Consider the following 24,268-nt stretch of genomic DNA (forward strand, 5'->3'; position numbering starts at 1 on the left):
CATAATCCCATTTTGTGGTTAATCTGCATCAAGGATCCTCAGACATTGTCTATTGATACAGCGCATTCAGCATCCATACCCCGGGTAGGCATGCTGGCAACCGTTCGTAACCGGCGAGGAGTTATCTCTGCCGTTGAGTCCATCAGTGAAGGCAGAGCCTCCTCACAATTACATCTGGTCACCGTGGAGTTTAGCGACGCCGAGGGTGATGCTCAGGAGTCTCTGCTGTGGGAGCGTGAGCGAAGTCCGGTGGTACTGGAGCCTAATGCCCTGCCTCGTATCGACGCTGAAGCCCCCATGGTTATGGGTGAGTTTATGGCACTTCAGCGAGCGACTCGATGGAGTGCGCTCACTCCCTTTCTCTCCGCTCATTCTCTGGAAAAACGCTCTGAGCCGGTGCCCACTGCGCCAGTGTATGGTGCGGTTAGTGTTGATGACTTCCAGATGGTGCCACTGGCCAGGGCGATGCGTATGCCGAGAGTATCGCTGTTGCTGGCTGATGATGTGGGCCTGGGTAAAACCATCGAGGCGGGGCTGATTCTGGCTGAGCTGATTCGAACCCGGCGCATCCGCCGAGTACTCATTATTACTCCCGCCTCCCTGCGAACCCAGTGGCAACAGGAGATGGACGAGAAGTTCTCCCTTGGCTTTGATGTGGTGGATAAAGCGTTTACCCATAAACTGCAGAAAGAGATGGGGCTGGATGCTAACCCCTGGCGAGCTTTGCCCCGAATCATCACCTCTTATCACTACCTGCGCCAGCCGGATGTGCTTGAGCAGTTTATTGCTAATTGCGAAGCCTCCAGGGGGCAGGGGCATGCTCAGTTGCCCTGGGATTTGTTGATTGTTGACGAAGCCCACAATCTCATGCCCGCCAACTATGGCGAAGACAGCGATCTGGCTAGAATGCTGCGGACGCTGACACCTTATTTTGAGCATCGGCTGTTTCTGACTGCCACCCCCCACAATGGGCATACCCGCTGCTTTTCTGGTCTGCTGGAACAGCTTGATCCGGTGCGATTCACCAAAACACCCGGTTTTACTGAGAAAGAGCGGGGCATGATCGGCGATGTTCTGATCCGCCGACTGAAAAGTGAAATTAACGAGCAGGACAAAAGCGCTGGTCGGGTGCCGCGTTTTGCAAAAAGGCACCTTGAGCCGTTGCCCTTGTACATGCCAAGGGATGAAAAACAGCTGGCTGAAGCAGTGCGGTGTTTTTGCGGCAGCCTGAAAAAAATGATTCAGGCTGAGCCAAAGGCTCGAATGGTACTGAACTTTGCGATAGAGGTTCTGCGTAAGAGGTTGCTCTCCAGTCCTGTCACCTTTGCGGATAGCTGGCTGCGATTCAAGTTGGGGCTTGAGGACAGCGAAGCGTTGCAGGCCAGCGAGGTTATGGCGGCTCGTCGTTCTATAGAAGAAGACATCGACGATGACCTTGAGCGGGAAAGTCGTGGGCAGCATGCCGCGCAGGTGATTGGTGGCTGGATACACCCCCACGTTCACGGACTTCAGAAAGAGATTGACGCCATTGATGCCGCCCTGGAGGCCCTTGGCCTGAACCAGCTGCCGGTCGTATGTTGTACCCCGGTATCCGACAGCCGCTTTGATCGTCTGCTGGAGATGGTGAATAAGGAATTGCGTAATGCTGAGCAGTGGCAGCAGGACGAGCGTCTGATCATTTTTACGGAATACAAGACGACACTGGACTATCTGGTCAACCGCCTTACAGATTGCTTTGGTGCCGATGAAGGTGCTATCGCACAGCTTTACGGCGGCATGAGTGATGACGAGCGGGAAGTGATCAAACGGGCCTTTAATGACCCGGCCTCACCGGTAAAAATTCTGGTGGCAACCGATGCCGCTTCTGAAGGCTTGAACCTGCAACACACCGCCCGGCTGCTGATTCACTACGAAATCCCCTGGAACCCATCCCGGCTGGAGCAGCGCAATGGCCGGATCGACCGTCACGGTCAGTCCCGGGATGTTTCCATCTATCACTTCACCAGCGATGATGACGCTGACCTGAGTTTCGTCGCCAGAGTCCTGAGTAAGGTAAACGATATCCGGGAAGACCTTGGCTCTGTGGGAGAGCTTTTTGACGCAGCGTTCCAGCGCCGGATGCTGGAGCTTAACGAAGACCAGGAAGTACTGGCCAGCCTTGAACTTCAGATTCAGGGCCGACGGGGAGCCGCTGACGATGCCAGGGTGCAGACTGAGGAAAGCGGTGAAGCCGAAAAAGAGCAGCTGTTACAGCTGATGGCAGACCTTGACCTCTCGCCACAAACCCTGGTGGAAACCCTGTCCGTGGCGATGGAATTAGGCGCTCCGGGCAAAGTACTGGATGGGCCGGATACTCTGGGGCGAATGCGCCTGAAAACACCACTTCCCAGTCGCTGGCAGTCGGTGGTGGATGATGGTCTGCGCCTTCCCGCCCATAAAGGCATCGCCGGAGCCATGCCCTGGGTGGTGTTTGATAACCAGTTTTTTATTAAACATGTCAATGGTCGTCCGGTATTTCAGCCGTCTGCGGATACGGTGCTGCTCCATCTTGGTCACCCACTGTTCCGCCATGCGCTCAACGCTTTTGCGCGACTGCGTTTCCCTAGTGGACAAACGGAGTTTCAGCCCCCCAGTCGTTGGCTGGTGACTCGAGGCAAAGTGCCTGAAGGCTCGGATGCCCTGATTCTGTTGACCGTTGAGGAGTTGGCTATTAATGAGCTTCGGGAAACCTTCCATCACTGGACGCGCACCCTGGCACTGCCAGTGTCGGGTGAGGCGCTGGGTGCTTCCCTGACTTATGAAAACCCGACTTACGGTGGCCGGGTGGCGGTGAATGACAGCCTGGACGTTGAGCGGGCCCGTGATCTCTGGGATGGCGTTGAACAGGACGTCAAAGGCTTTATCACTGCCTTCCGTGAGCGTATTTCCAATAACATCAAGGCAGAATTGGCTCATAGCTATGACGAAGCGAAAGATCGGGAAAAAGAAGCCTTCGACCGTCGTATTAAAGAGGTTCAGAGCCTTAAAGGTGCCCAGAGCATTGAAAAACTGAAACGGGAAATTGAAGAAGAGCGCAGCCAGTCAGCACTCCAGCTGGACATGCTGGAAGACGCCAATGCCGAGGCGGAAAAACGCCTGCGGGATCTGGAAGATGAGCTTAAACGACGACAGAACCAGTTTGGCGATTTGCTCGACCGGCTGAAAAGTGAGAAAGAGCGAATATTGAAACAAGTGCTTCCCCAGCGTTTCCGTTTACGGGGTGAGGCTCAGGTATTTCCCGTCACCATCGAGATTCGTCTGCCGGAGGCTCGCTCATGAGTACATTGAATGAAGTCTGGGCCTCCCTTAACCATGGTGGTCTGTTACTGTCGGCAACCCAGCTGGCGAACAAGGCGTATTTTCCCGATAACTTGCCTGAGCTGCCTGCATGGCAGGTAGAAAAACTTCGTCGTGCGTTAACGGCGTTTGACGGCACCAATGAAACCCTTGCGCCGCTGCTGGATTATCTGTTGCAGAACTTCACCGGCCTGCCCGCTGATGAATGGCAAAAGGCTCAGTTTGTGGAGAGCCGCTGGGCGATTCGCAGTTTTACCGGCGTACAGGTCAAGCCCCGCCGTTTATGGGTTGGCCCAACTGGTGAAGCCTTTCCGGTGTTTGTACCGGAAGAGGGGGCTTCCCGTCAGTTTTCCGGTCGTCTGGGCGTAGGTCGTTCCCGGGTTCTTCTGGGGCGGGTGTTGGAGTGGTTGCGTAAGCAACGACAGCCTCTGGCGCTGGTCACTAATGGACGACAATGGCGGCTGGTCTACGCCGGTCAGGATTACGACGCCTGGTGTGAGTGGGACATCGACCTCTGGTTTGTCGAAGGACAGCCCGGTCCTCAGCCCTTGGCGTGGCGTTACCTGCTGAACCGGGACAACCTGCTGGTGGAAGATGGCCAGAACCGGTTGCAGAAAGCCATCAGTGCCTCCCGTAAAGGACAGGCGGAACTCTCCAGTGTGCTGGGTGAACGGGTTCGCCAGGGCGTTGAAGAGCTGATTACCGCTTCCCATGCTGCCATTGAAGCCGCCCAGAAAGCCGGAACGGCACCCGCTTTCAATGACCTGTACGTGGCCGGTTCCCGCATCATCATGCGCTGTATTATCACCCTGTTTGCCGAGGCTCGTGGACTGCTGCCGGTGGACAATGGCATCTATCAGCAAACCTACGGCCTCGAAGGGTTGCGTCAGCAGCTGGATCGCCGGGCCGGAGGGCGAGGCAATGATCGTCTGAGCCGCAGTTTCAGTGCCTGGCCCCGGATGATTGGCCTGTTTAACCTGATCCATAGTGGCTCCGCCCACCCCAGCCTGACCGTACCGGAATACGGTGGTGCCCTGTTCCAGCCGGGTGATGGCGACAGTGAGGACGGCATCTCCCGGGCGCTGGCACTGCTGGAAAGCGCCGCCAACATGATCTCCGACAGTCAGGTTAACCAGCTTCTGCGGCTGTTGACCCGCACCCGCATGAAAGTGCGCCACGGCAAGGCCAGCCGCTGGGTGGATGCGCCGGTGGATTTCTCCACCCTGTCCTCCGAGTACATCGGTATCCTTTATGAAGGCTTGCTGGACTTTGAGCTGAAGCAGGCGAAAGCCAATGACCCAGTGATTTTTCTTGGCATAGGCAACCAGCCTGCGCTGCCGCTGTCGCAACTGGAAGCCATGAGCGATAAAAGCATCAAGCAACTGTTTGAGGCGCTGAAGAAAGACGCCAGCCAATCCGTTGAGGCTGACGAAGAGGCTGGTGAGGAAGCTGTTGAGAAGAGCAACGAGGCTGAACCGCCTGCTGGCGAGTCGGAACCGGCAGCGGAAGAAACTGCGGAGACCGAATCCTCCGATGATGAGCTGCGACTGAGTGACGCAGACCAGCATCGGGCTGAGGCCTGGCTGGCCAAGGCGGCAACACTGGCCAGGCTGGTGAAAAAGCCCAGGGGGAAAAGTGCAGCTGCCAGCGCCAAGCAGGCGCAGGCACTGGAGCGTGCGATCAGGCAATTGTGCGTCAAACAGATTGCGCCGAGGCAGTTTTACCTGGTGCGCTGGGGCGGCACCCGGAAAGGGGCAGGCACCTTTTATACCCGTCCGCAACTGGCAGCGCCCACCGTTCGTCGCACCTTGCAGCCGCTGGCTTACGATGCGGTCCGGACTGAGACCGACGCTCGCACCGGGCTGGACAACGTCCTTGAGTGGGCGCCGAAAACGCCGGAAGCCATTCTCGCCCTGAAAGTCTGTGACCCGGCCATGGGTTCCGGCTCGTTTCTGGCGGGCGCATTGCGCTACCTTACCGACGCGCTGGTGGAATCCCTTTACCATCACAAGATGCTGGAGCGGGCAGCCGATGGCAGCGTACCCCGTATGGCCGATGGGCAGCTGACCACCCTGCTCAGTGACGAAGTCGCCAAACTCAAGCCCACGGATACGCATTTTGAAGAGAGCCTGCGGGCGCAGCTGAAGCGCCATATTGTTGAGCGTTGTCTCTATGGCGTCGACCTTGACCCGCTAGCCGTGGAGCTGGGGCGGATGGCGCTTTGGGTAGAGACCATGGACCGGGACCTGCCCTTTGGCTTTCTTGACCATAAGCTCAAGGTGGGCAATGCCCTGGTAGGCACCTGGTTTGACTGCTTCCGCCACTACCCGGCCATGGCCTGGCAACGGGAGGGGGGCGACAAGGACTACCAGAAAGACAAGCCCGACCAGATGATTAACCATTTCTATGTCGTCAGCGAAGGCAAAAGCCGGGGCAAGAAAAAGGGCGATGTGTTTACCGACGCCATTAAAGCCCAGGCAAAGGCTGTGCCGGGTCAGCTGGTGGCGCTGGTGAAACAGCAGCAGGATTCCCTGACCACCACCCTGGACGTGGACAACATTCATAAAGAACTGTTCAAGGTGTTTCGCAAGCTGCACCGGCTGCCGGTACACCAGAGTGACAAACGGGCAAAGCTCTACCAGGAACAGGTACTGAACAACCCCCATTACCACGCCGTTAAAAAGCGGATGGATTTGTGGTGCGCCCTCTGGTTCTGGCCCGGCGAGCAGATTGAGCTGGCACCTCTGCCACGGGACTTTACCCAGCCCGGTGAGCAGGCGTTAGCGATTGCCTCGGCGGTGGCGCGGGAGAAACGCTTTTTTCACTGGGAGCTGGAGTTTCCTGATGTGTTCACCAGCCAGCAAAACGGGTTTGACGCCGTGCTGGGGAACCCGCCCTGGGAAATTCAGAAGCCCAACTCAAAAGAGTTTTTCTCTAACCACGACCCGTTATACCGGGCGTATGGCAAGCAGGAGGCGCTGGCAAAACAACAGGAATATTTTCAGGCAACGCCAAAGCTGGAGCACCGCTGGATTGGCTATAACGCCAACCTGAAAGGGCTGTCGAACTGGGCGAAATTCGTGGGGCAGCCTTTTGGCGACCGGGTGACCACCGACAGTAAGAACAAAAAAAAGCACGACCTGAACCTGGGCGGGCGAAGCCGGGACAGCTTCAAACTCTCCGAGGCGCTTCATAAACAGTGGCAAAAGCAACGATGTAAACACAAAGGCTTTGCCGATAGTGCGCATCCGTTTGTGCATCAGGGTTCCGCCGACCTGAATACCTACAAGCTGTTTCTGGAACTGAGCCATGCCCTGATGCACCAGCAGGGGCGGCTGGGCATGATTGTGCCCAGCGGTATCTACACCGATAAAGGCACTACCCAGCTTCGGGAGCTGTTTCTGAACCGGTGTGACTGGCAGTGGCTGTTTGGCTTTGAGAACCGTGAAGGCATTTTTGATATTCATCGGTCGTTTAAATTCTGCCCGCTGATTATCCATAAAGGCGGTGAGACCCGGGCGATTCGCACCGCCTTTATGCACCGCAATGTGGACGACTGGGAACGGGCGGAACAATGGACACTGGCTTACCCACGGGAGCGGGTGCTGGAGTTTTCCCCCTATTCCAAGGCGATTCTGGAGATTCGCAGCGAGCGGGACTTGCAGGTGTTGCAGAAAATCTACGCCAATGGCGTGCTGCTGGGGGATAAGAGCGAGCAGGGCTGGGGGATCAAATATGCCCGTGAGTTTGATATGACCAATGACTCCAAACTCTTTCCCTCCCGCCCCAAATGGGAGGCGAAAGGGTATGTGCCCGATGAGTATGGCCACTGGCTGAAAGGGGCGTGGTTTGATTATGACGGGCCGAAGCACATTCTGGAGCGGGAAGCGGGGCTGGTGTTGTCCCGGGATGGGTCGCAGGCGATGGCTGTTGAAGCTATTGAGGATGTGGCTTTGCCGCTCTATGAAGGGCGGATGATTGGACAGTTTGACTTCAGTGAAAAGGGCTGGGTCAGTGGTAAAGCTAGATCTGCTGTATGGAGAGAAATAGCAGAAACCAATAAGCAACTAGAACCACAATATTTGATGGGTTTGAATGATTATGAAGATAAGTCTAAATCAGGTATTAACTCACTAAAATTGTCGTTTATGGACGTTACATCTGCAACTAATGCTCGAACAATGATAGCCTCTGTAGTAGGGGCGTTTCCATGCAATCATAAAACGCCGACCCTGACAGAAGTTGGCATGAACGCTTTGGATGTTGCCTCACTTGTTGGGATTTTAAATTCGACAGTATACGATTTTACCTTACGGTTACGATTAGGAGGGCAATCATTAATATGGGGTGCGCTGGAAGAAACGCCTGTAATTGGTCGTTCTAAATTAGCCAAAGTGGTCGCTTTGTTAGTTGGTGATCTTAACTTAATTCATACACTATTTTCAGCTGGTTATTGGACTTCAATAAGAACAAGAAATAAATCGTGGCGGTATTGCTGGGCTGTAACACCGCACGAGAAAGTACGGATCAGAGCATTATTAGATGCAATGGTTGCATACGGTACTAACCTCTCGTTTGAAGATTTTTACTCTGTGCTCTCCGGAGTTGATTTTCCCGTTAAATGGTTCTCTGAGAAAGAGCGAGTGAAAGGGCTAAACCCCAAAGGCTTCTGGCGCATCGACAAAGACAAAGACCCCGAACTGCGCCACACGGTTCTCTCCCTAATCGCCTTCCACGATTTGCAGGAAAAAGGGCTGGACGCTTTCCTCGCCCAGAATAACGGCGAGGGCTGGATGATTCCCGACACCCTGCGTCTTGCCGACTACGGCCTTGGCCATGACGACCGGGCGCAGGCACATCAGCCGGTGGCGGCTCGCCTTGGCCCAAGGTTCTACGACTGGCAGCTGAATGAAGACGTGGAGCGTAGCTGGCAGGAGTGCGAGGCGCACGCAGCCCTTATTCGCCAGATTGTACCGCTGGGTAATGCTATCTCAAAAGACGACGATAACAGTACATCAAAACAGAATGAGCAGGGAGCCCTTTTCTGATGTTGAACCCCATTACCTATACCGAGCAGGTGGTCAGTGACTTCTTGCGCTACCAGCTCAGCACCTACGCCTTTGCCGACAATAACCTCTACCAGCAGATGCGGGCGCAGCTTAGCCTGGAACAGACCCGGGATACGCCGCTGTTGCAGGGACCCTATATTTCCCTGTCCCGCACCTTTTTGAAGGGCGCCACCATTGACCAGTTAATTGCCGAGGGCATTCTTCACCCCCATATCAAAGAACGTTCCTACCCGGAGGCCTACGCCCACCAGGAACAGGCTTTCCGGTCTATCCATAACAAAAAGACGACGCTGGTGGCGACGGGTACGGGCTCGGGCAAAACCGAGTCGTTCCTGTTGCCGATCATCAGCCGCTGTCTGCAACTCAGGGATGATGAGGCCGATGCCGGAATTACGGCAGTGATCGTCTACCCCATGAACGCCCTGGCGGAAGACCAGCTTCAGCGGATGCGGGAGCTGCTGGTGGGTACTGGCATCAGCTTTGGCATGTACGTGGGCAAAACGCCCCAGCGGGAGTCCGACGTCAATGGTGTCCGGCTCCCGGCGGGCAGCACGGTGGTGGATTATCGAAACAAGCTGGATGAGATGCGCCATCAGAAAGTGGATGTGGCATTGCATCCTGCCGAAGAGCGGGTCAGCCGGGAATCCATGCGAACCCCCGGCCAGCAACCCCGCATTCTGCTCACCAATGTTAAGCAGCTGGAACTGCTGCTGACCCGCCAGCAAGACCTGGAGCTGTTCGATAACGCCCGGCTGGAATTCATGGTGTTTGACGAGGCTCACACCTTTACCGGCGCAGGTGGCGCAGAAACCGCCTGCCTGATTCGCCGTCTGCGGGCTTACTGTGGCAAGGATGAACACAGCACCGTCTGCATCGCCACCTCCGCCACCATTGCCGACCCTCGCAAAGGGCCGGAAGCAGGACGTGAGTTCGCCAGCCGTTTTTTCGGGGTAGACGGCGATAACGTGGAGCTGGTGGGCGAGGCTTATGAAGACGATATATGGGGGGAACCCAGAACCGTCAGCGCCCCCTTTACCGGCGACCAGACTGTGCAGCTGCAAACGGTGCTGGGGCTGCTGAGCCAGTTGGAGAAACCCGATGTCAGCGATGCGGATTTTCAGACGTTCAGGCTCTGGTTCCAGAGCGTCAGTGGTCGTTCTGTCTCCGGTAAACTATCCGGCAATAACTGGCGGGAAACCCTGAATCACTGGCTTAGCCACAATGAGGTGGTTTACCAGATTGCCGGGGCGTTGCGTAAACCCAGGGCGTTGCAGAGTTTGCTTGAAGACCTGAGTGACGTCCTTGGGCGTCCAATTACCGAAGAGGAAATTCTGATCTGGCTGGCGCTTGGAGCTGCCGCCCGTAATGGTGAGCGACCGCTGTTGCGCCCGGTGGTGCATGGCTTTGTCCGTGGCATTGGCGGGGCGGTGGTGACTTTTCCCGATGATGGCCTGTCTGCCCGCCTGAGTTTGTCGGCAGAAGAAGCGGCGAAGCTTGACCCTGACCTGAAAGCCTTTCCGGTGTCCAGTTGCACCACTTGCGGCCAGCACTATTTTGAGCATGGGCTTGAGGATTTTGACTTTACGGGCGAATCCCCCGGTGGTGGTTCTGCCGAAGGCAAGGGGCGAGCCTGGCGGGGAGCGGAAATTCTGCATGGTGGGGTGCGTGCCCTGTCCCTCGACCATCAGGTGGGGCGGGAAGAGGATGACCCGACCCGGACGGAATCGCTGTTTGTTTGCCGCTACTGCGGTACAGCCCATGACCAGAAGGTTAACGAGTGTGTGGGGTGTGGGCGGGATAAGGCGTTCAAGTCCCTCCATTTTGTCCAACAGAAAGAAGAGCATATCGGGCATCTGACCCGCTGTGTTTCCTGCGGTGCCCATGGACGACGGCTGAGTGGTCAGTACCGTGAACCGGGCAGACCGGTTCGGGCAACGGCGGTGGCGGATGTCCACGTACTGGCCCAGAGCATGATTCACCGGGCAGAACGGCGGCGGTTGCTGGTGTTTGCGGATAACCGGCAGGACGCCGCCTTCCAGGCGGGCTGGATGCAGGATCGTTCCCGCCGTTATCGTTTGCGGGAGCTGATTTATAAGAAATTGCGGGAAGGCGCGGTTTCTGTCAGTGACCTGACATTATGGATGGACCGTTATCTGGATGCGGATGATGAACTGTCCAGGGCGTTAATTCCCGAGGTCTGGCGGGTGGAGCCCAAGGCTAAGGCGGGTCAGGCTCACGGGGAGGAGCGCAAGTGGTTCCTGCGGGTGCAGATCATCCGGGAAATTACCCAGGGTGCCAGACAGACTATCGGCCTTGAGCCTCTTGGACGCCTGAAGATTCAGTATCAGGGATTGAACCCGGAGCTGCCGGTGATTCTGAAATGGGCAAACCGGCTTGGATGCAAGGCAGAGCAATTGGCTGAGGGTATTGCCTCACTGTTGGATGCCGCCCGTTCCCGGCGGATGGTGTATGACCCGGTAACGAAAGCCTGGTCAAAGTTCTGGCTGGACGGTGATCCGCTGGTACAGAAAGGCTATATCCCGGTGATGCGGGACGTGCCTTCCGGCCTGGTACTGCAACGGGATGGTCAGCACGATGAAAACCGGATCAAACAGTGGCTCAGCAGCCATCGCACCGTCGCCAAACAGGCGATTGCCAACTGGGGTGTGGCTCCAGATGACACTGAAGCGTTTTTGCGGGATATCTGGCAACTGTGTACGAAGGAGTTGGAGTTGCTGGTATCTGTCCAGCTGTTAGGTGGACGGGGCAATAACCTGCCTGGTTGTTATGGCAGTACACAGGTTCATGTGGATCACCTGCTGCTGGTTCCCGCTACGGGTATGTACCGTTGCACCACCTGTCGCCGCCTGCACAGCCGAACCAACCCTGCGGATGCCTGCATGGCCTGGAACTGTAAAGGCAAGCTGGTTTATGAAGCAGAAAACCCCGATAACTATGACTTGCTCCTGCTGGATCAGGAGTTTTCCATGTTGCGGGCAAAGGAGCACTCAGCTCAGATTCCGGGACCGGAAAGAGAGCGTATAGAGAACGCTTTCAAAGGTGATAATGAGCGCATTAACACTCTGGTGTGTACGCCTACCCTGGAGATGGGGGTGAATATTGGTGCCCTGGATGCGGTGTTGATGCGTAACGTACCACCACTGCCTGCTAACTACTGGCAGCGTGCGGGGCGTGCCGGGCGACAGTTTCGGATGGCTCTTGACCTTACTTATGCCCGTGCTACCAGCCATGACCGGGCTTACTTCAACGAGCCGTTGAAAATGCTGGAGGGGCTGGTGGAGCCACCCAGTTTTAACCTGCGTAATTCGGTGATGGTGGCGAAGCATGTTCATGCGACTTTGCTGACCACGTTGTTGAAAATGCTCAGAGCAGAAAATCTTCCGGTTCGTGAACATGAATCACTAAAGGCCGCTCTGGCTAATTGTATGCCGTCCCAGATCAAGCCTTACCTGTTTACTGCTGAAGGTAACGTTCGTGATACACCGCTGCAAATAGATGAACTGGCAGAACGCATAAAACAACACCGTGCCGCTTTGCTGGTGGCGGTTCAGGCTGCGTTTCGCCAGGGCTGGCCAGAGCTGGATAAAGAAGTAGTGGAAACGGATGCTCTTGAAGGAATTATTGACCAGTGCGCCTCTGAGTTACAGACAGTGATCGACCGGCTGTTCCAGCGGCTGAAATGGGCATTGACCCAACTGGAACGATTGAGAAAAGTGGCGGCAGATCAGGGCAGTCTGAAACCGGATGAAGAAGCGCTGCGCTGGCGGTGTGAACGTTTGGTGAAAAAGCTGAAAGGTGAGACACGGCGTTCCCGTCAACAGGCGGAAGGTGTAGATGAAACCAATACGTATGGGGTGCTGGCAGCGGAAGGATTCCTGCCGGGATATGGACTGGACACCGGCGCTGTTACCCTGACCCATGTTGCGCCTAAGTACAGTTCAAACCTGTCGGATTGGGAAATCCGCCGGAATACGGCACTGGCGGTTCGGGAGTATGTGCCAGGCAACCTGATTTATGCCAATGCACACAAGTTTGTTCCTAAAACCTTTCACTTAGCGGCTGAAGAGCCCTTAGTGTTTTCAGTGGATGTGGCGGCGGAATCGGTTCAGGAAGCCGGTGCTTCAGGCTCGGGAAGTCAGGCTGCTTCCATGGGCATGACCTCAATTCCGGGAGTGACTGTGTGTGATGTGGATGCGCCCCACCATTCATACATTTCCGACGATGAGGATTATCGTTTCCAGATGCCGGTTGCGGTGTTTGGTCAGGATCAGGGGCGACATTCCGGCGGGAAAAACTATGAATGGGGTAAGGTCGCCCTTCACCTTCGACATGGGATGCACTTGCGGCTGGTGAATGTCGGTGCCTCTGGCCGGGTTAAATCTGAGAACGTGCTGGGCTATCCGGTTTGTCGGGTGTGTGGAGCCAGTCGTTCGGCCATGAGTTCCCCTGCAGAGTTGGAAAAGTTTAATGAGCTTCATACCGAGCGTTGCGGTCGTCCGATTCAGAATATCAGTTTTTACGCTGAGGTAGTGGCTGATGCGCTGGTGATGCCAGACCTGCCTTGTCAGGAAGCAGCATACAGTGTGATGGAGTCCCTGCGGCAGGGTGCAGCAGAGGTTCTGGATATGGAGATGTCTGACCTGCAAGTACAGGTTCTGGGTAAGCCGGGCGTAGAGGATGTGGATGCACTGCTTTTTGACCCTATGCCCGGAGGTTCTGGATTGTTGGAGCAAATGCTCAATCATTGGCCAGACATTGTAGCGGCGGCTATCTCGCTTGTGGAGGATTGTCCTTCACTCTGCGATACATCCTGCATTGACTGCCTGCAGCATTTTCGGAATTCGTTCTATCACGATAAATTGAATCGCCATACGGCACTGGACTATTTTCGGGACTGGGGAAGTAATCTCCGCTTTGAGCATGAGATTGCACCAGTCTTGCCTGCTGACCAGAATCTCCAGAAACCGGGAAACTCTCCGGAGCAACAACTGGTGGCTTTGCTTAACGCTGCGGGTCTGACTCAGTTTGAAACGGAACGTCCGATAAGGTTGTCTGGAGGGTTTGACACTCGTCCGGATGTTTACTTCCATGAGCCAAATGACTTTTATGAAGGCGTCTGTATTTATCTGGATGGCATGAGTCAGCATCTGCATGGGAATGCCGGGACAGCCGCTCAGGACAGACTGATACGGGATGAGCTGCGCAATACGGATTATGAAGTGGTAGAGATTCAATATCAGGAGTTGTTTGATAAAACTGCGATGCGCACTTATATGCGACGCATTGCCAAGGCAGTTATCAACCGGAGAAGAGCACAAGAGCTGGAAGCGGACGACAGTTGGTTTGATCGGGCAGAAACTAGCGTTTCCACAGGGCAACCCCCTGCCACTGGCAGTGTGATACCCCTGCCATTGGTTTCAGCGTCTGACAGTGGTTTTGAACCTTATGTTGACTGTGTGCCCCTGGTGGGGCTGAAAGCTGCGGCTGGCGGCTGGAGTGATGAGCAGGCTGGCATTGAGACTGTGGCGGATCACGCTGAACATTGGATCAGAATGGAGGGTGAACCTTTGTCAGAAGGCATGTTTGTGGCTCAGGTAGTCGGTCACTCCATGGAGCCTCAGATTCCAGCAGACAGCTACTGCCTTTTTCGTCCAGTTCCCGCTGGCACCAGGCAAAACCGTAAGTTGCTTATTCGGCATGCGGGTGTGGCTGATGAAGAAACCGGTGGCGAATATACGGTTAAGGTGTATTCCAGTGAAAAGACTGTTTCTGTTGATGACAGCTGGCAGCACACCCGAATCACCCTGATGCCCCTTAACCCGGACTATCAGCCCATAGTGCTTGAGCCGGATGAGGAAGGGGAAGTGCAGGCGATTGCCGAGTTTGTTCGTGTTATTCATCCGGTTTAACCGGGCAAAGCTATCAGAGATTAAATGAATGCTGAAATCGTTGATTTTAAACAATGTGGGGCCGACGGAAGGTGGTCAGCCTATCCAGTTTGCCCCGAGGCTAAACCTGATTACCGGTGATAATGGTCTGGGTAAAAGTTTCCTGCTGGATATTGCCTGGTGGGCTTTAACCCGGAAATGGCCTCAGGAGGTTAATGCAGCACTGACCTCTGGTTACATGGCCCGTCCTGTTGATCCCAAAAAGTCCGCAAGCATAGCCGTTGAACTAAAAGGTAAATCACGACCTGTTACTGTGACTGTACCTTTTCGTCGGGAAGAGCAGAAATGGGTGTTTCCCCGTTCCAAACCTGTGATGGCAGGATTGGTTTTATATGCCTTGCCTAATGGCGGATTTGCTGTTTGGGATCCGGCACGCAATTATTCCGACAGCAAAAGTGGTGCAACTCACGAACGGCGACCTGCGTATGTTTTTACTCCCCAAAATGTCTGGGATGGCTTGTATGGGGATGATGGCAAACCTTTGTGTAATGGATTGATACATGATTGGGCGGGATGGCAGAAAGAAAACGGTGATACCTTTCAGTTACTGCAAAAAATTCTTGAGTCACTTTCACCTTCTCCCCGGGAAGTGATCCGCGCAGGACAGCTGACTCGGGTAAGTCTGGATGACTCAAGAGATATACCAACCCTGAAAATGCCCTATGGTCAGGATGTCCCGGTTATTCATGCCTCATCGGGCATGAAGCGGATCATTGCTTTGGCTTATTTGCTGGTATGGGCCTGGCAAGAGCATGTTAATGCCTGTGTGTTTTTAGGGCAGGAGCCAACCCGACAAGTGATTTTTCTGATCGATGAAATAGAAGCTCACCTTCACCCCAAATGGCAGCGAAGTATTATTGTTTCACTGTTGCAGGCGGTAACCAGGCTGGCAGCCAGTAAAGTGGATGTGCAGTTGATAGCAGCGACGCATTCGCCTTTGGTCATGGCGTCTGTTGAGCCACAGTTTAATGCGAAAAAAGATGTCTGGCTTGATCTGGACTTTGAGCCCAAAACACAAGATGGCTGTGCGGTTATTACCCAGCGGGATTTTATCCGGCAGGGCAGTGCGAATAACTGGTTAACCAGTGAAGCGTTTGATTTAAAGAGTACCTACTCCATTGAGGCCGAAGAGATTCTGGAGCAAGCCTCAAGGATATTAAGTCAGGAAAACGTGACGATTACCCAGGCAAAGCACATTGATAAAAAACTGAGAACGGTTCTGAGTGAAACTGACCCATTCTGGATGCGCTGGCGTTTTGTAGCAGAACAAAAGGGGTGGTTGAAACCGTGATCCGTGTAACACCTCAGCCAGAGCCTGATGATTTTGATAAAAATGTCCGAAAAAAAGGGCTCAAATACCTGGAAAAGAAAGGACTCAATATTGATGAGCCCCTACCCAAAGGGGCGCAGATCGCACCTTATTGGCGGGACTGCATGACTGAACTTTATCATGCGTATTCTGGAATTTGTGCCTATTTAGCCGTCCACTTCGAGCGAACAATTGGAGGCGGTACTGTTGAACACTATGCGCCAAAATCGCGCAGAGTGGAATTGGCCTATGAATGGAATAATTACCGGCTGGCCAGTTCAATTATGAATGCCCGGAAGAACAATTTTGAGGATGTGTTGGATCCGTTTGAAATAACCACAGGCTGGTTTCATGTCGAGCTGGTGAGTGGTCGTATTTATCCGGATCCGGAGTTAACAGGGCAGTTACAAAAGCAGGTAAAGCAGACCATTACCCGACTTGGTTTGGATGATCGAAATAATCGGGAAATGCGAGCCAGGCATTTTCATGAATATTGCGAGAAACTCTATCCAAAAGAGTATTTAAAACGGAGGTCGCCGTTAGTATGGGCTGAAGCACACAGGCAAGGGCTTCTTGAAACTGAAGGCTGAGTTTCTGCTTACTGTCGGAGTTATAGAAAAATTCCGCAGTGAGTTCCCTCCCCACCGCCATATTTCAAAACCCTGCCGACATATGTCGTTGGGGTTTCGTTTTATCCAGCCCAGTATAAAGGGCTGTTTCTGTTTCCTTCGTAGTTTTCAGCCCCTGTCGTTTAACTGTATTTTTGCCTGTTTTTTCTCTGTTTTTCTCTCTTATCTCAAACGCCATGGCCTACGGCGGTTGGCGAACCACAACTTAATTTCCTGTTTTTAATCAGACGGTTAGATTTATTTTGCGCTGTGGTTCAAATTTCGGTTCGTTGACATTCCGGCGGTAGAGCAAGAACAACCTGACTCATTAACTGCAACCTGTCACCGCAGTACTAACCTGAATGGGTGAACCGTGAGTACCGATGCTGAATATCAGGCGTTAAAGCGTGCTGCCCTGCTGCACGAAAACCGCACGGTGGAGTTTGAAGGGCGTAAGGTGGAATACGTCAGCTTTGCTGAAATGGAAAGGCGACTCCACGGCATTGAGCGTGAACTGGTCGGGCAACAAAAACGACCAGGGCAGTAAGGGGTGTATTCCGGCAAAGGGATCTGAGTCAACGCCACAGGTTGGCAATAATGGTCAGAACCAGGCTGATCAAAATCATTGAGGTGATCGGAATATAAATCCGGGTATTGTCATTCTCGATACGAATATCACCGGGAAGATGTCCAAACCACTTTAGTAGTCCCGGTGCGAAATGCATGAGCAGACCCACACATAAAATAATGACTCCGGCAGTAATCAGGAACTTAGCCATCAATCAACAAATGCTATGCCAACACTGATGCATAGTCCCATCACTAACGTTGCAACAAATAAACAGATCCCGAAGGCCTGCACCGGACCTTGCCAGAGTGTTGTCTCTGCATATAACAGATAAGCAGTCCCCAAGAGTGCGAACACGGGAAGGCGGACAGTCCAGAGGCCACTCCATATCTTAATACGGAGCCAGATGCTGTCTTCAGAAAAGTTTTTCATGATCTGATTCTAGCACCAGTCAATATTCGAGGAGAAATGGTCATGCATCAGACAGGTTGATACCACATTCTTGAGATAAACTCCCCGATGACGTTGTCATGCAATTCCACGGAGCGAGAAAAGCAGATCGTCCTTCGGGTTAATCGCTTAAGACGCGTGCGCAGTGTCAGATTATTTCTCTCAATGCTTTGCGTCAGCTTTTTACTAACAATATGGCTATTCAGTGAGCCTTGTCGGGCTGGTCTTGAGGACATTCCCAATATTCCGAACACCTATGGCAGCTTGCAGCTATTTTTGAAATATTCCAGGGCATCACAGGTGCGACCATTTCGGGTACAGCTACCCGTTTCCTGAGGTGTATTGCTGTATGAAGTAATCTCATAACGACCGCCAGTGATGGCACAGTACTGAGCCGCTTCTGTAACGTATCCTGTCACTTTAAAGCCTCCTTTTATACAAAACCCTTTTGTCAGGGCTTCAAGCTCACACTGGCGGTTGTCCTCATAAATGCATACATCATAAATACTCTGATCCCCTCGTTTTTTTGTCGTTAATGAGCCGCCTTGAGTAAGGCAAAGGAATTTGTCCTTTTCAGTCGGGCGGAAAACCTGTTGCTTTGAACAAGATATCAGGGAGCTGGAAAGTAGAACCAGCGCGGTAGAGATGAACAAACGCATACTTCAAAACCCTGTTTCCGGCTAAGAACATTAAACATAGGACTCAATGGAATGGGCATCAACTGACGGGTGCGACTGTCTTCAACGATCAGAACCGCAGGAGGAAATAGAAAAACGGCAGTTTGCACTTAAATTGTGAAAACTGCCGCAATGGATGGAAGCAATGTCAGTGTATTATACCGGTCAGGCTGCCTGAGCCGGTTTTTTCGCCTGATTTTCCAGACGGATCAGATCATTCAGAATTGCACCTGTTTCCTTCACGAAGGCATCGGCTTCTTTCTTTTTATCCTTCTTGTCAATGTTGGCCTGTTCGGCTTCCTCAAGCTCATCCAGGTTATTAAGCAGTCCTTCGCCTTTGGCTTTTCTCAGCCGGTTTTCAATAGCCAGGCGTTGGCTGCGCATGGACTGGATTTCAAGACGGCGTTTCTCTTCATTAAGGGAAACTTTGGTCTTGTTTTCGTAGCGGGTGAGGTAATCCTTCATTTCGTTCAGATAGACAAAATCGGGGTTGTTCTCGGTACGCTGCTTATGGTTTTTTTCCAGTTTGGGCAAATACGCTTTCAGGTCTCCGTAGCGCTGGAATTTCACCGGGTTAATGGTATCCCAGGGCAGGGCGTCGGGCAGTTTGTTCTCGCCAATGTCTCGGGCTTCGTACAGCGATGGGTAGCTGATGTCGGGCAGTACGCCCTGGTTTTGAGTGCTTTGCCCGGATACCCGGTAGAACTTTGCAAGTGTTAATTTTAACTGACCGTGGTTCAGAGGCTGAATGCTTTGTACAGTGCCTTTGCCATAAGTCTGACTGCCAATTACAATGCCGCGACCGTAGTCCTGAATCGCTCCGGCAAAAATTTCAGAGGCTGAAGCACTGAGGCGATCGACCATTACGGCCAGTGGGCCATCGTAGACCTGTTTTGGGTCAGGGTCTTCCTGCTTCTCCATTCTGCCGCGGCTGTCGCGAACCACAACAGTTGGACCTTTGCCGATAAACAATCCGGTCAGCTCATTGGCTTCCTGCAGGGAACCGCCACCGTTGGCACGCAGGTCGATGACCAGACCGTCGATCTTCTCTTTTTTCAGTTCTTTGATCAGTTTGCGCACGTCTCTTGTGGTGCTTTTGTAATTGGGATCGCCAGCTTGCGCAGCACGGAAGTCAATGTAGAAGGTAGGGATTTCTATGATACCGATTTTTCGGGTAATCCCTTTGTCTTTAACTTCAATGATTTTTTTGCTGGCGTCCTGCTCTTCCAGTTTGACTTTGTCGCGAACAATTTCATAAATCCTGGTGGTCTGGCTCTGGCTGGCGCCGGGAATGACTTCCAGTCGTACCAGGGTTTTCTTTTTGCCGCGAATCAGTTTAACCACGTCGTCCAGACGCATCCCGACCACGTCTTCAAGCTTACCCTTGCCCTGGGCAACGCTGACGATTTTGTCGCCGGGTTTCAGCTGTCCGGCCAGGTCAGCCGGTCCGCCGGGGACGACGCTGACGACCTTGGTGTATTCATCTTCAGATTGCAGAACGGCACCAATGCCTTCCAGAGACAGGCTCATGTTGATATCAAAGTTCTCTGCCGTCTGGGGGGAGAAGTACTGGGTATGAGGGTCAAAGATGCTGGTGAAGGCGTTGATGTAAGTCTGGAACGCATCTTCACTCTTGCTTTGGTGCAAGCGGCGCAACAGGTTGGTGTTACGGCGTTTGAGCTGCTCAATGACTTCCTCATCTGTTTTGTTGCTGAGTTTGAGCGACAGGATGCTGTCTTTCAGTTGCAGGTCCCATAATTCACGCTGGGCTTTTTCATCGGTCAGCCAGGGTGAATCTTTCCTGTCAATCACCAGTTCGGCATCGGTTTTCAGGTTGATGCCGTCAATGCCTTTGTCAACTTTTGCCAGCAGGTATCGAGCCCGGTTTCCTGCTCGTTTACGGTAACGGTTGAACATTTCAAAGGCCGGTTTCAGGTCACCGCTTTTCAGGGAGCTGGCCAGTTTTTCGCGATAACGCTGAAATTCGTCGATGTCTTTCTTCAGGAAGAAACTGCGGTTAGGGTCAAGTCGGTCCAGGTAGCGCTGGAAAACCTTGTCGGCATGTTCCTGATCGACAGGCAGTTTACGGTAGTGGTTTCTGGACAGAAGCTGTACAACGTTCACACTGGCAATGGCCTGTTGCAGTGTGGGGGATAGGTCCTCCAGTTCCCGTTCGAGGTTCTGGTCAGCAGCGAAAGCGGAGCTGGCCGCCAGGTAAATCGCTGTGAACAGTGCAATGAAAACCGATGTGTATTTCCTTGCAAGTTGCAGGGTCGGTATCATGGATTATGAAGCTCCGTGTCTATTGTCGGTATCAGATGAAACCGCTGAATGCTTAAACATACTACAGCCTGAAAGAGCTTGCAGGCAGATGAAGGAGTCCTTCTGAAAATTTCCTGCAATGGTTGGACTGAAGTATTGGGTAAATGGTTATCGGCAGATTCTGTTGTTAATTATTACGACAGGAATAATCGACCACTTACAGAAACAGAATACAGGTATGCCTTGGGAATGGGCAACTTGCTTTCGTAAGAAGTTGGTAAGGAATGGGAAGAGTGGCGGTTTAAGGCAGTATTCTGCACGACGGGTAAGGTATTGGCCTCACCCATTTATGCCTGAGTTATGCCTGAGTTTCAGTTATACCCGCGAACAAAGCAGGAAGAGTCATTCTGTCGCTCAGCAGGAATGCTTGATGCGGCTTTCAGCAGTGGTTTCAGCTTCGGATACTGATCACCTCTACCGCCCTGAATAGTGGCTGGCAAGGCGTTTTTTGGGTGATGCTGAGCAGGGATTCTGTGCTGGTGTTTCATAATTAGTTCCGCTGTGCGCACTTTCGTTCCGGTTATTGTGCAATTTTTAGATTAGCAGGCTCACAGGGGCTTCTGAACTCTGGATTTGTACTTAATATGAATCTCTCGATTATGTTCTGCAAGGCAATGTAATCAGGATGTTTGTTTTGTATCTGGACTGCAACCCGGTGCAGGTTGCAGATACCTTTTGCACCGGGTCGGGTCAGTCAGTGATCAGGCGAATGGCAGTCTGTTTTTTGCGAAGAAGCGTTGCAGAACCCGGGTTAACTGGAAGGCATCTCTAGTGCCGGCAGTCTCCCTGATAGAGTGCATACCGAAGGTTGGCAGGCCTATATCCAGTGTTCGAATGCCCAGCTCGCCGGCTGTTAACGGACCAATGGTGCTGCCACAGGCAAGATCGGTGCGGGTAACGAAATACTGATAATCGGCACCCACTTCACGACACAGCATGCCAAACAGAGAGCAGGTTTCATCGTTGGAGGCATAACGCTGGTTGGCGTTGATTTTCAGTACTGCACCTTTATTCAGGAGAGGCTGATGATTGCCTTCATGACGATCTGCAAAGTTCGGGTGAACGCCGTGGGCATTGTCGGCTGAAATAATCATGGACTGGCTGATGGCCCGGGCCAGGGCTTCAGTCGAGCCGGCAATCCGGTGCAGGATGGTTTTCAGCATAGGGCCCTGAGCGCCGGTGGCAGATTTGCTGCCGCACTCTTCATGGTCATTGCACACCAGAACCATAGGGGCGGTGCTGTTTTCCAGTGACTCGATCATGGCCGTCATGCCCACATAGCAACTAAGCAGGTTGTCCAGCGCCGTGCTGACGATAAACTCGTCTTTCAAACCGATAATGGCTGCGCCCTGTGTGTCATAGAAACTCAGGTCGTATTCCAGCACTTCCTGAACATCGATAACGCCTTCCACGGTCAGTTGCTCTTTCAGCAGGACGCGGAAATCGATTTTTTCATTCTTGTCCAGCTGGCACAGAATGGGCGGGATATCGGTTTGTGGGTTAATACTGCGGTTCTTGTTCGCTTCGCGATCCAGATGAATAGCCAGGCTGGGGATGTAGGCGATGGCCTTGCGGTAGTTGATCAGACTGGATTTCAGCTCGCCGGCAGTGTTGAGATAAAACACGCGACCGGCAATGGACAGGTCACGATCAAACCAGGGGTTCAGCAAGGCACCGCCATAGACCTCAACAGCCAGTTGCAGGTACTGGTGTCTGTGCAGTTCTGGTTGGGGTTTGACTTTCAGGCAGGGAAAGTCGGTATGCCCGCCCACCATGCGAAAGCCCTGTTGATGATCACCGTTGGTAAAGGCAACAATGGATGAGTCGTTGCGGGTGATATAATAACGACCATTGTCTTTCAGTTGCCAGGCTTCAGACTCTAGCAGGCGCTGAAAACCGTGTTGCTCCAGTCTGTCAACCATATTTTTAACAGCGTGATAAGGGGTGGGGGATTCCCGCAGGAACTCGACCAGATTCTGGTTGAAGTTCTGTTGGGAAGAAGATGTTTGACTCATAGAGACTCCTGATTTCAGCCGGATTACCAGCGAACCTGCTATTATTCCTGAAAAATATATCGGTGTCTTCCGGTTAGAAGTCGTTTTGAGAAGGAATCTCTATTGGCATTGGAATTTGACGGTGTACGTATACCCTGGGCCGATAGCATCATCTGCAATGGCTCCGCTGGTTGCTGCTACCAGTCCGGCGTCTTCACTTTTTTCATCTTTTGACAGTCCCCAGACAGCTCCGCCGACGTCTCTGGCAACTCTGGCCACTGTTTTCAGTGCCAAATAGTCACTTTCACTCATACTACCTGTGTAACGATACTCTTCGCTCAGTATGTAGGTGACCTTATGTTGTTTGTGGCAGAAATAGTCTGCCTGAGGCTTGGCTTCGTGGTAGCCGGAAGTGCGGTCATCGGTATTCAGAATAATCGTGTGGGTGCCTGAAACACCGGGCCGTACATCCTGATGGTGATTCAAGAATGAACAGCCTGATAGCAGGCTTCCTATAACGATGAATCGTACAAATTGCATGGCTTGTCCTTTCTGATAATAAACCTTCAGCGGGTGACTATTGAGACAAGAGTCGCCCGCTGAAGTTCAATGGATCAGTCAGGTAGCCGCCTGTTGGGCAATCTGCTCTTCAAGATGGCGTAGCGTGATTCTGAACCTGCGCCGGTCGCCAGCAGCAGAGGGACAATCGTTATGTTCTCCAGTGTCGAATGAAGATACCTTTATGAATAAAAATCTTAGCTCCCTGAAGCTTATAACGACTTATGAGCAGAAGAAATCATATCCTTGATACTCTTCAGCAATTTCTTCCGTTCAGTCGGGTCAATGTACGGCATATGACCACTCTGATAAACATCCAGAGTTACCCTCTCTTTAAATCGCTCTCTTAACTTGTGGGTTTTACGCTCTATTGCCCGGCACGGCACCACAAGATCGTATTGGCCGCAGGTCATGATGACTCTGGTTCTGGTCCTGGCTCTCAAAAAACTATCCATTGTGTCAATATCGCTATTAAATGGCACATAATAATTTGGTAAGAAATTACTCGGTTGCCTGGATTTCCATTGATAACTCTGAGGCTCATAATACCCGTTACTTGCCAGCCAGGTGGCCAGCCTGTCAACAATCGAAACATAGCTCTGTAGCAGCATCCCTCTATCGCTTTGTGGGTTCTTGCTATTGAGATCTTTTTTTACGTAACGGCCATCATAATGGTCTATGGCCACGCGCTTCTGATTCACCAAAACATCATCAATGTCCATCAGGCTATAACTTAAGCCGTGGTTGAGCAACCAACTTACTTCAAGCAAAGTGAGTTTGCTGACTTCATTAGCTATTTCATTTTCAAGCTGGGCAGAGGATTCAGGATAAACTGCCAGAGCCTTACGATAGTGTTCCACTGAAAACTGGCTAACATTGTTGTAATCCTCCTTTGGAATGAAGTTGTGGAAACTCATTATTGAAGCAACCGCAGGAAGGTAAATGTCTGCCCCTTCTGCCTGCGTGCTACTGGTCAAAGCGGGTGAAATCAGCACAAGGCCAGCCAGGCTTCTGAACTGTTCCGCAAATTTTCTGGCTATCCCAACCGCCCTGTGGGCACCATAGGACTCACCAATAATATAAATAGCCCGACCGTAGAGGCGCTTTGTTGAAATGAGGTGATCAATGTATTGATAAAGGTCGCTTATATCATCTTCCTCAGTGAAATAAACATCCTCTTGCTCCTGTTCGCGATCTCCACGACTCCATGTTGTTTTACGATTAAAGCCGGTATCAGGAGGGTCTATAAACACCAGGTCAGCAATGGTTAAAAGGCTGTCAGGGCTTTCAGATAATGTCATATTAAAGTCTGTGTTCAACTCGTCCGGCTGCCTGACAGGGGCATGCTTTGGCCCGAGACCGCTTAAATGCAACATAATGGACGATGCTGAAGGACCACCATTCATGA

At 52.6% G+C, this 24,268-nt stretch carries 13 protein-coding genes and 1 pseudogene; 6 read left to right on the top strand and 8 right to left on the bottom strand.

The window, feature by feature from the left end; all coding sequences use genetic code 11:
- The first annotated feature begins 45 nt into the window (after positions 1-45).
- From drmD to NX722_RS04090, 6 genes are all read left to right on the top strand, one after another.
- Positions 46-3,318 (top strand): DISARM system SNF2-like helicase DrmD, encoded by a 3,273-nt coding sequence (gene drmD / locus NX722_RS04065; RefSeq protein WP_262566826.1) that lies wholly within the window; start codon positions 46-48, stop codon positions 3,316-3,318.
- Positions 3,315-8,384: an Eco57I restriction-modification methylase domain-containing protein gene (locus NX722_RS04070; protein ID WP_262566827.1), complete on the top strand. Its 5,070-nt coding sequence runs from the start codon at positions 3,315-3,317 to the stop codon at positions 8,382-8,384. The genes drmD and NX722_RS04070 overlap by 4 nt, the downstream gene beginning before the upstream one ends.
- On the top strand, positions 8,384-14,335 hold the full coding sequence (locus tag NX722_RS04075; RefSeq protein ID WP_262566828.1) for a DEAD/DEAH box helicase: 5,952 nt from the start codon (positions 8,384-8,386) through the stop codon (positions 14,333-14,335). The genes NX722_RS04070 and NX722_RS04075 overlap by 1 nt, the downstream gene beginning before the upstream one ends.
- A gap of 28 nt (positions 14,336-14,363) precedes the next feature.
- Positions 14,364-15,665, top strand: a complete 1,302-nt coding sequence (locus tag NX722_RS04080) for an AAA family ATPase (RefSeq protein WP_262566829.1) — start codon at positions 14,364-14,366, stop codon at positions 15,663-15,665.
- Positions 15,662-16,273: an HNH endonuclease family protein gene (locus NX722_RS04085; protein WP_265442330.1), complete on the top strand. Its 612-nt coding sequence runs from the start codon at positions 15,662-15,664 to the stop codon at positions 16,271-16,273. The genes NX722_RS04080 and NX722_RS04085 overlap by 4 nt, the downstream gene beginning before the upstream one ends.
- Positions 16,274-16,664: 391 nt before the next feature.
- Positions 16,665-16,838 (top strand): phage head-tail joining protein, encoded by a 174-nt coding sequence (locus NX722_RS04090; RefSeq protein WP_262566831.1) that lies wholly within the window; start codon positions 16,665-16,667, stop codon positions 16,836-16,838.
- A 28-nt stretch (positions 16,839-16,866) separates the two neighbouring features.
- On the opposite strand, the gene NX722_RS04095 is transcribed toward NX722_RS04090, so the two are convergent.
- From NX722_RS04095 to NX722_RS04130, 8 genes and pseudogenes are all read right to left on the bottom strand, one after another.
- Entirely contained in the window at positions 16,867-17,070 is a 204-nt protein-coding gene (locus tag NX722_RS04095) for a DUF2905 domain-containing protein (protein ID WP_262566832.1), read from the bottom strand.
- A 268-nt stretch (positions 17,071-17,338) separates the two neighbouring features.
- Positions 17,339-17,506, bottom strand: a pseudogene (locus NX722_RS04100) (IS1 family transposase); the annotation flags it as partial.
- Between the two features lie 57 nt (positions 17,507-17,563).
- Complete coding sequence (locus NX722_RS04105) at positions 17,564-17,968, bottom strand: DUF333 domain-containing protein (protein ID WP_262566833.1); 405 nt, start codon at positions 17,966-17,968, stop codon at positions 17,564-17,566.
- Positions 17,969-18,151: 183 nt separating this feature from the next.
- Complete coding sequence (locus NX722_RS04110; protein ID WP_262566834.1) at positions 18,152-20,269, bottom strand: carboxy terminal-processing peptidase; 2,118 nt, start codon at positions 20,267-20,269, stop codon at positions 18,152-18,154.
- Positions 20,270-20,619: 350 nt separating this feature from the next.
- Positions 20,620-20,796 (bottom strand): hypothetical protein, encoded by a 177-nt coding sequence (locus NX722_RS04115; protein WP_262566835.1) that lies wholly within the window; start codon positions 20,794-20,796, stop codon positions 20,620-20,622.
- 213 nt (positions 20,797-21,009) lie between these two features.
- Complete coding sequence (locus NX722_RS04120) at positions 21,010-22,323, bottom strand: M18 family aminopeptidase (protein ID WP_262566836.1); 1,314 nt, start codon at positions 22,321-22,323, stop codon at positions 21,010-21,012.
- Positions 22,324-22,422: 99 nt separating this feature from the next.
- The gene (locus NX722_RS04125; protein WP_262566837.1) at positions 22,423-22,842 is read right to left on the bottom strand and encodes a hypothetical protein; all 420 of its coding nucleotides are present in this window, start codon (positions 22,840-22,842) and stop codon (positions 22,423-22,425) included.
- Between the two features lie 230 nt (positions 22,843-23,072).
- Positions 23,073-24,266 carry a S10 family serine carboxypeptidase-like protein gene (locus NX722_RS04130; protein WP_262566838.1) on the bottom strand — a complete coding sequence of 398 codons (1,194 nt, stop codon included), beginning with the start codon at positions 24,264-24,266 and terminating at the stop codon, positions 23,073-23,075.
- Positions 24,267-24,268 lie beyond the last annotated feature (2 nt).

The sequence above is a fragment of the Endozoicomonas gorgoniicola genome, assembly GCF_025562715.2.
In the GTDB taxonomy this organism is placed as follows: domain Bacteria; phylum Pseudomonadota; class Gammaproteobacteria; order Pseudomonadales; family Endozoicomonadaceae; genus Endozoicomonas_A; species Endozoicomonas_A gorgoniicola.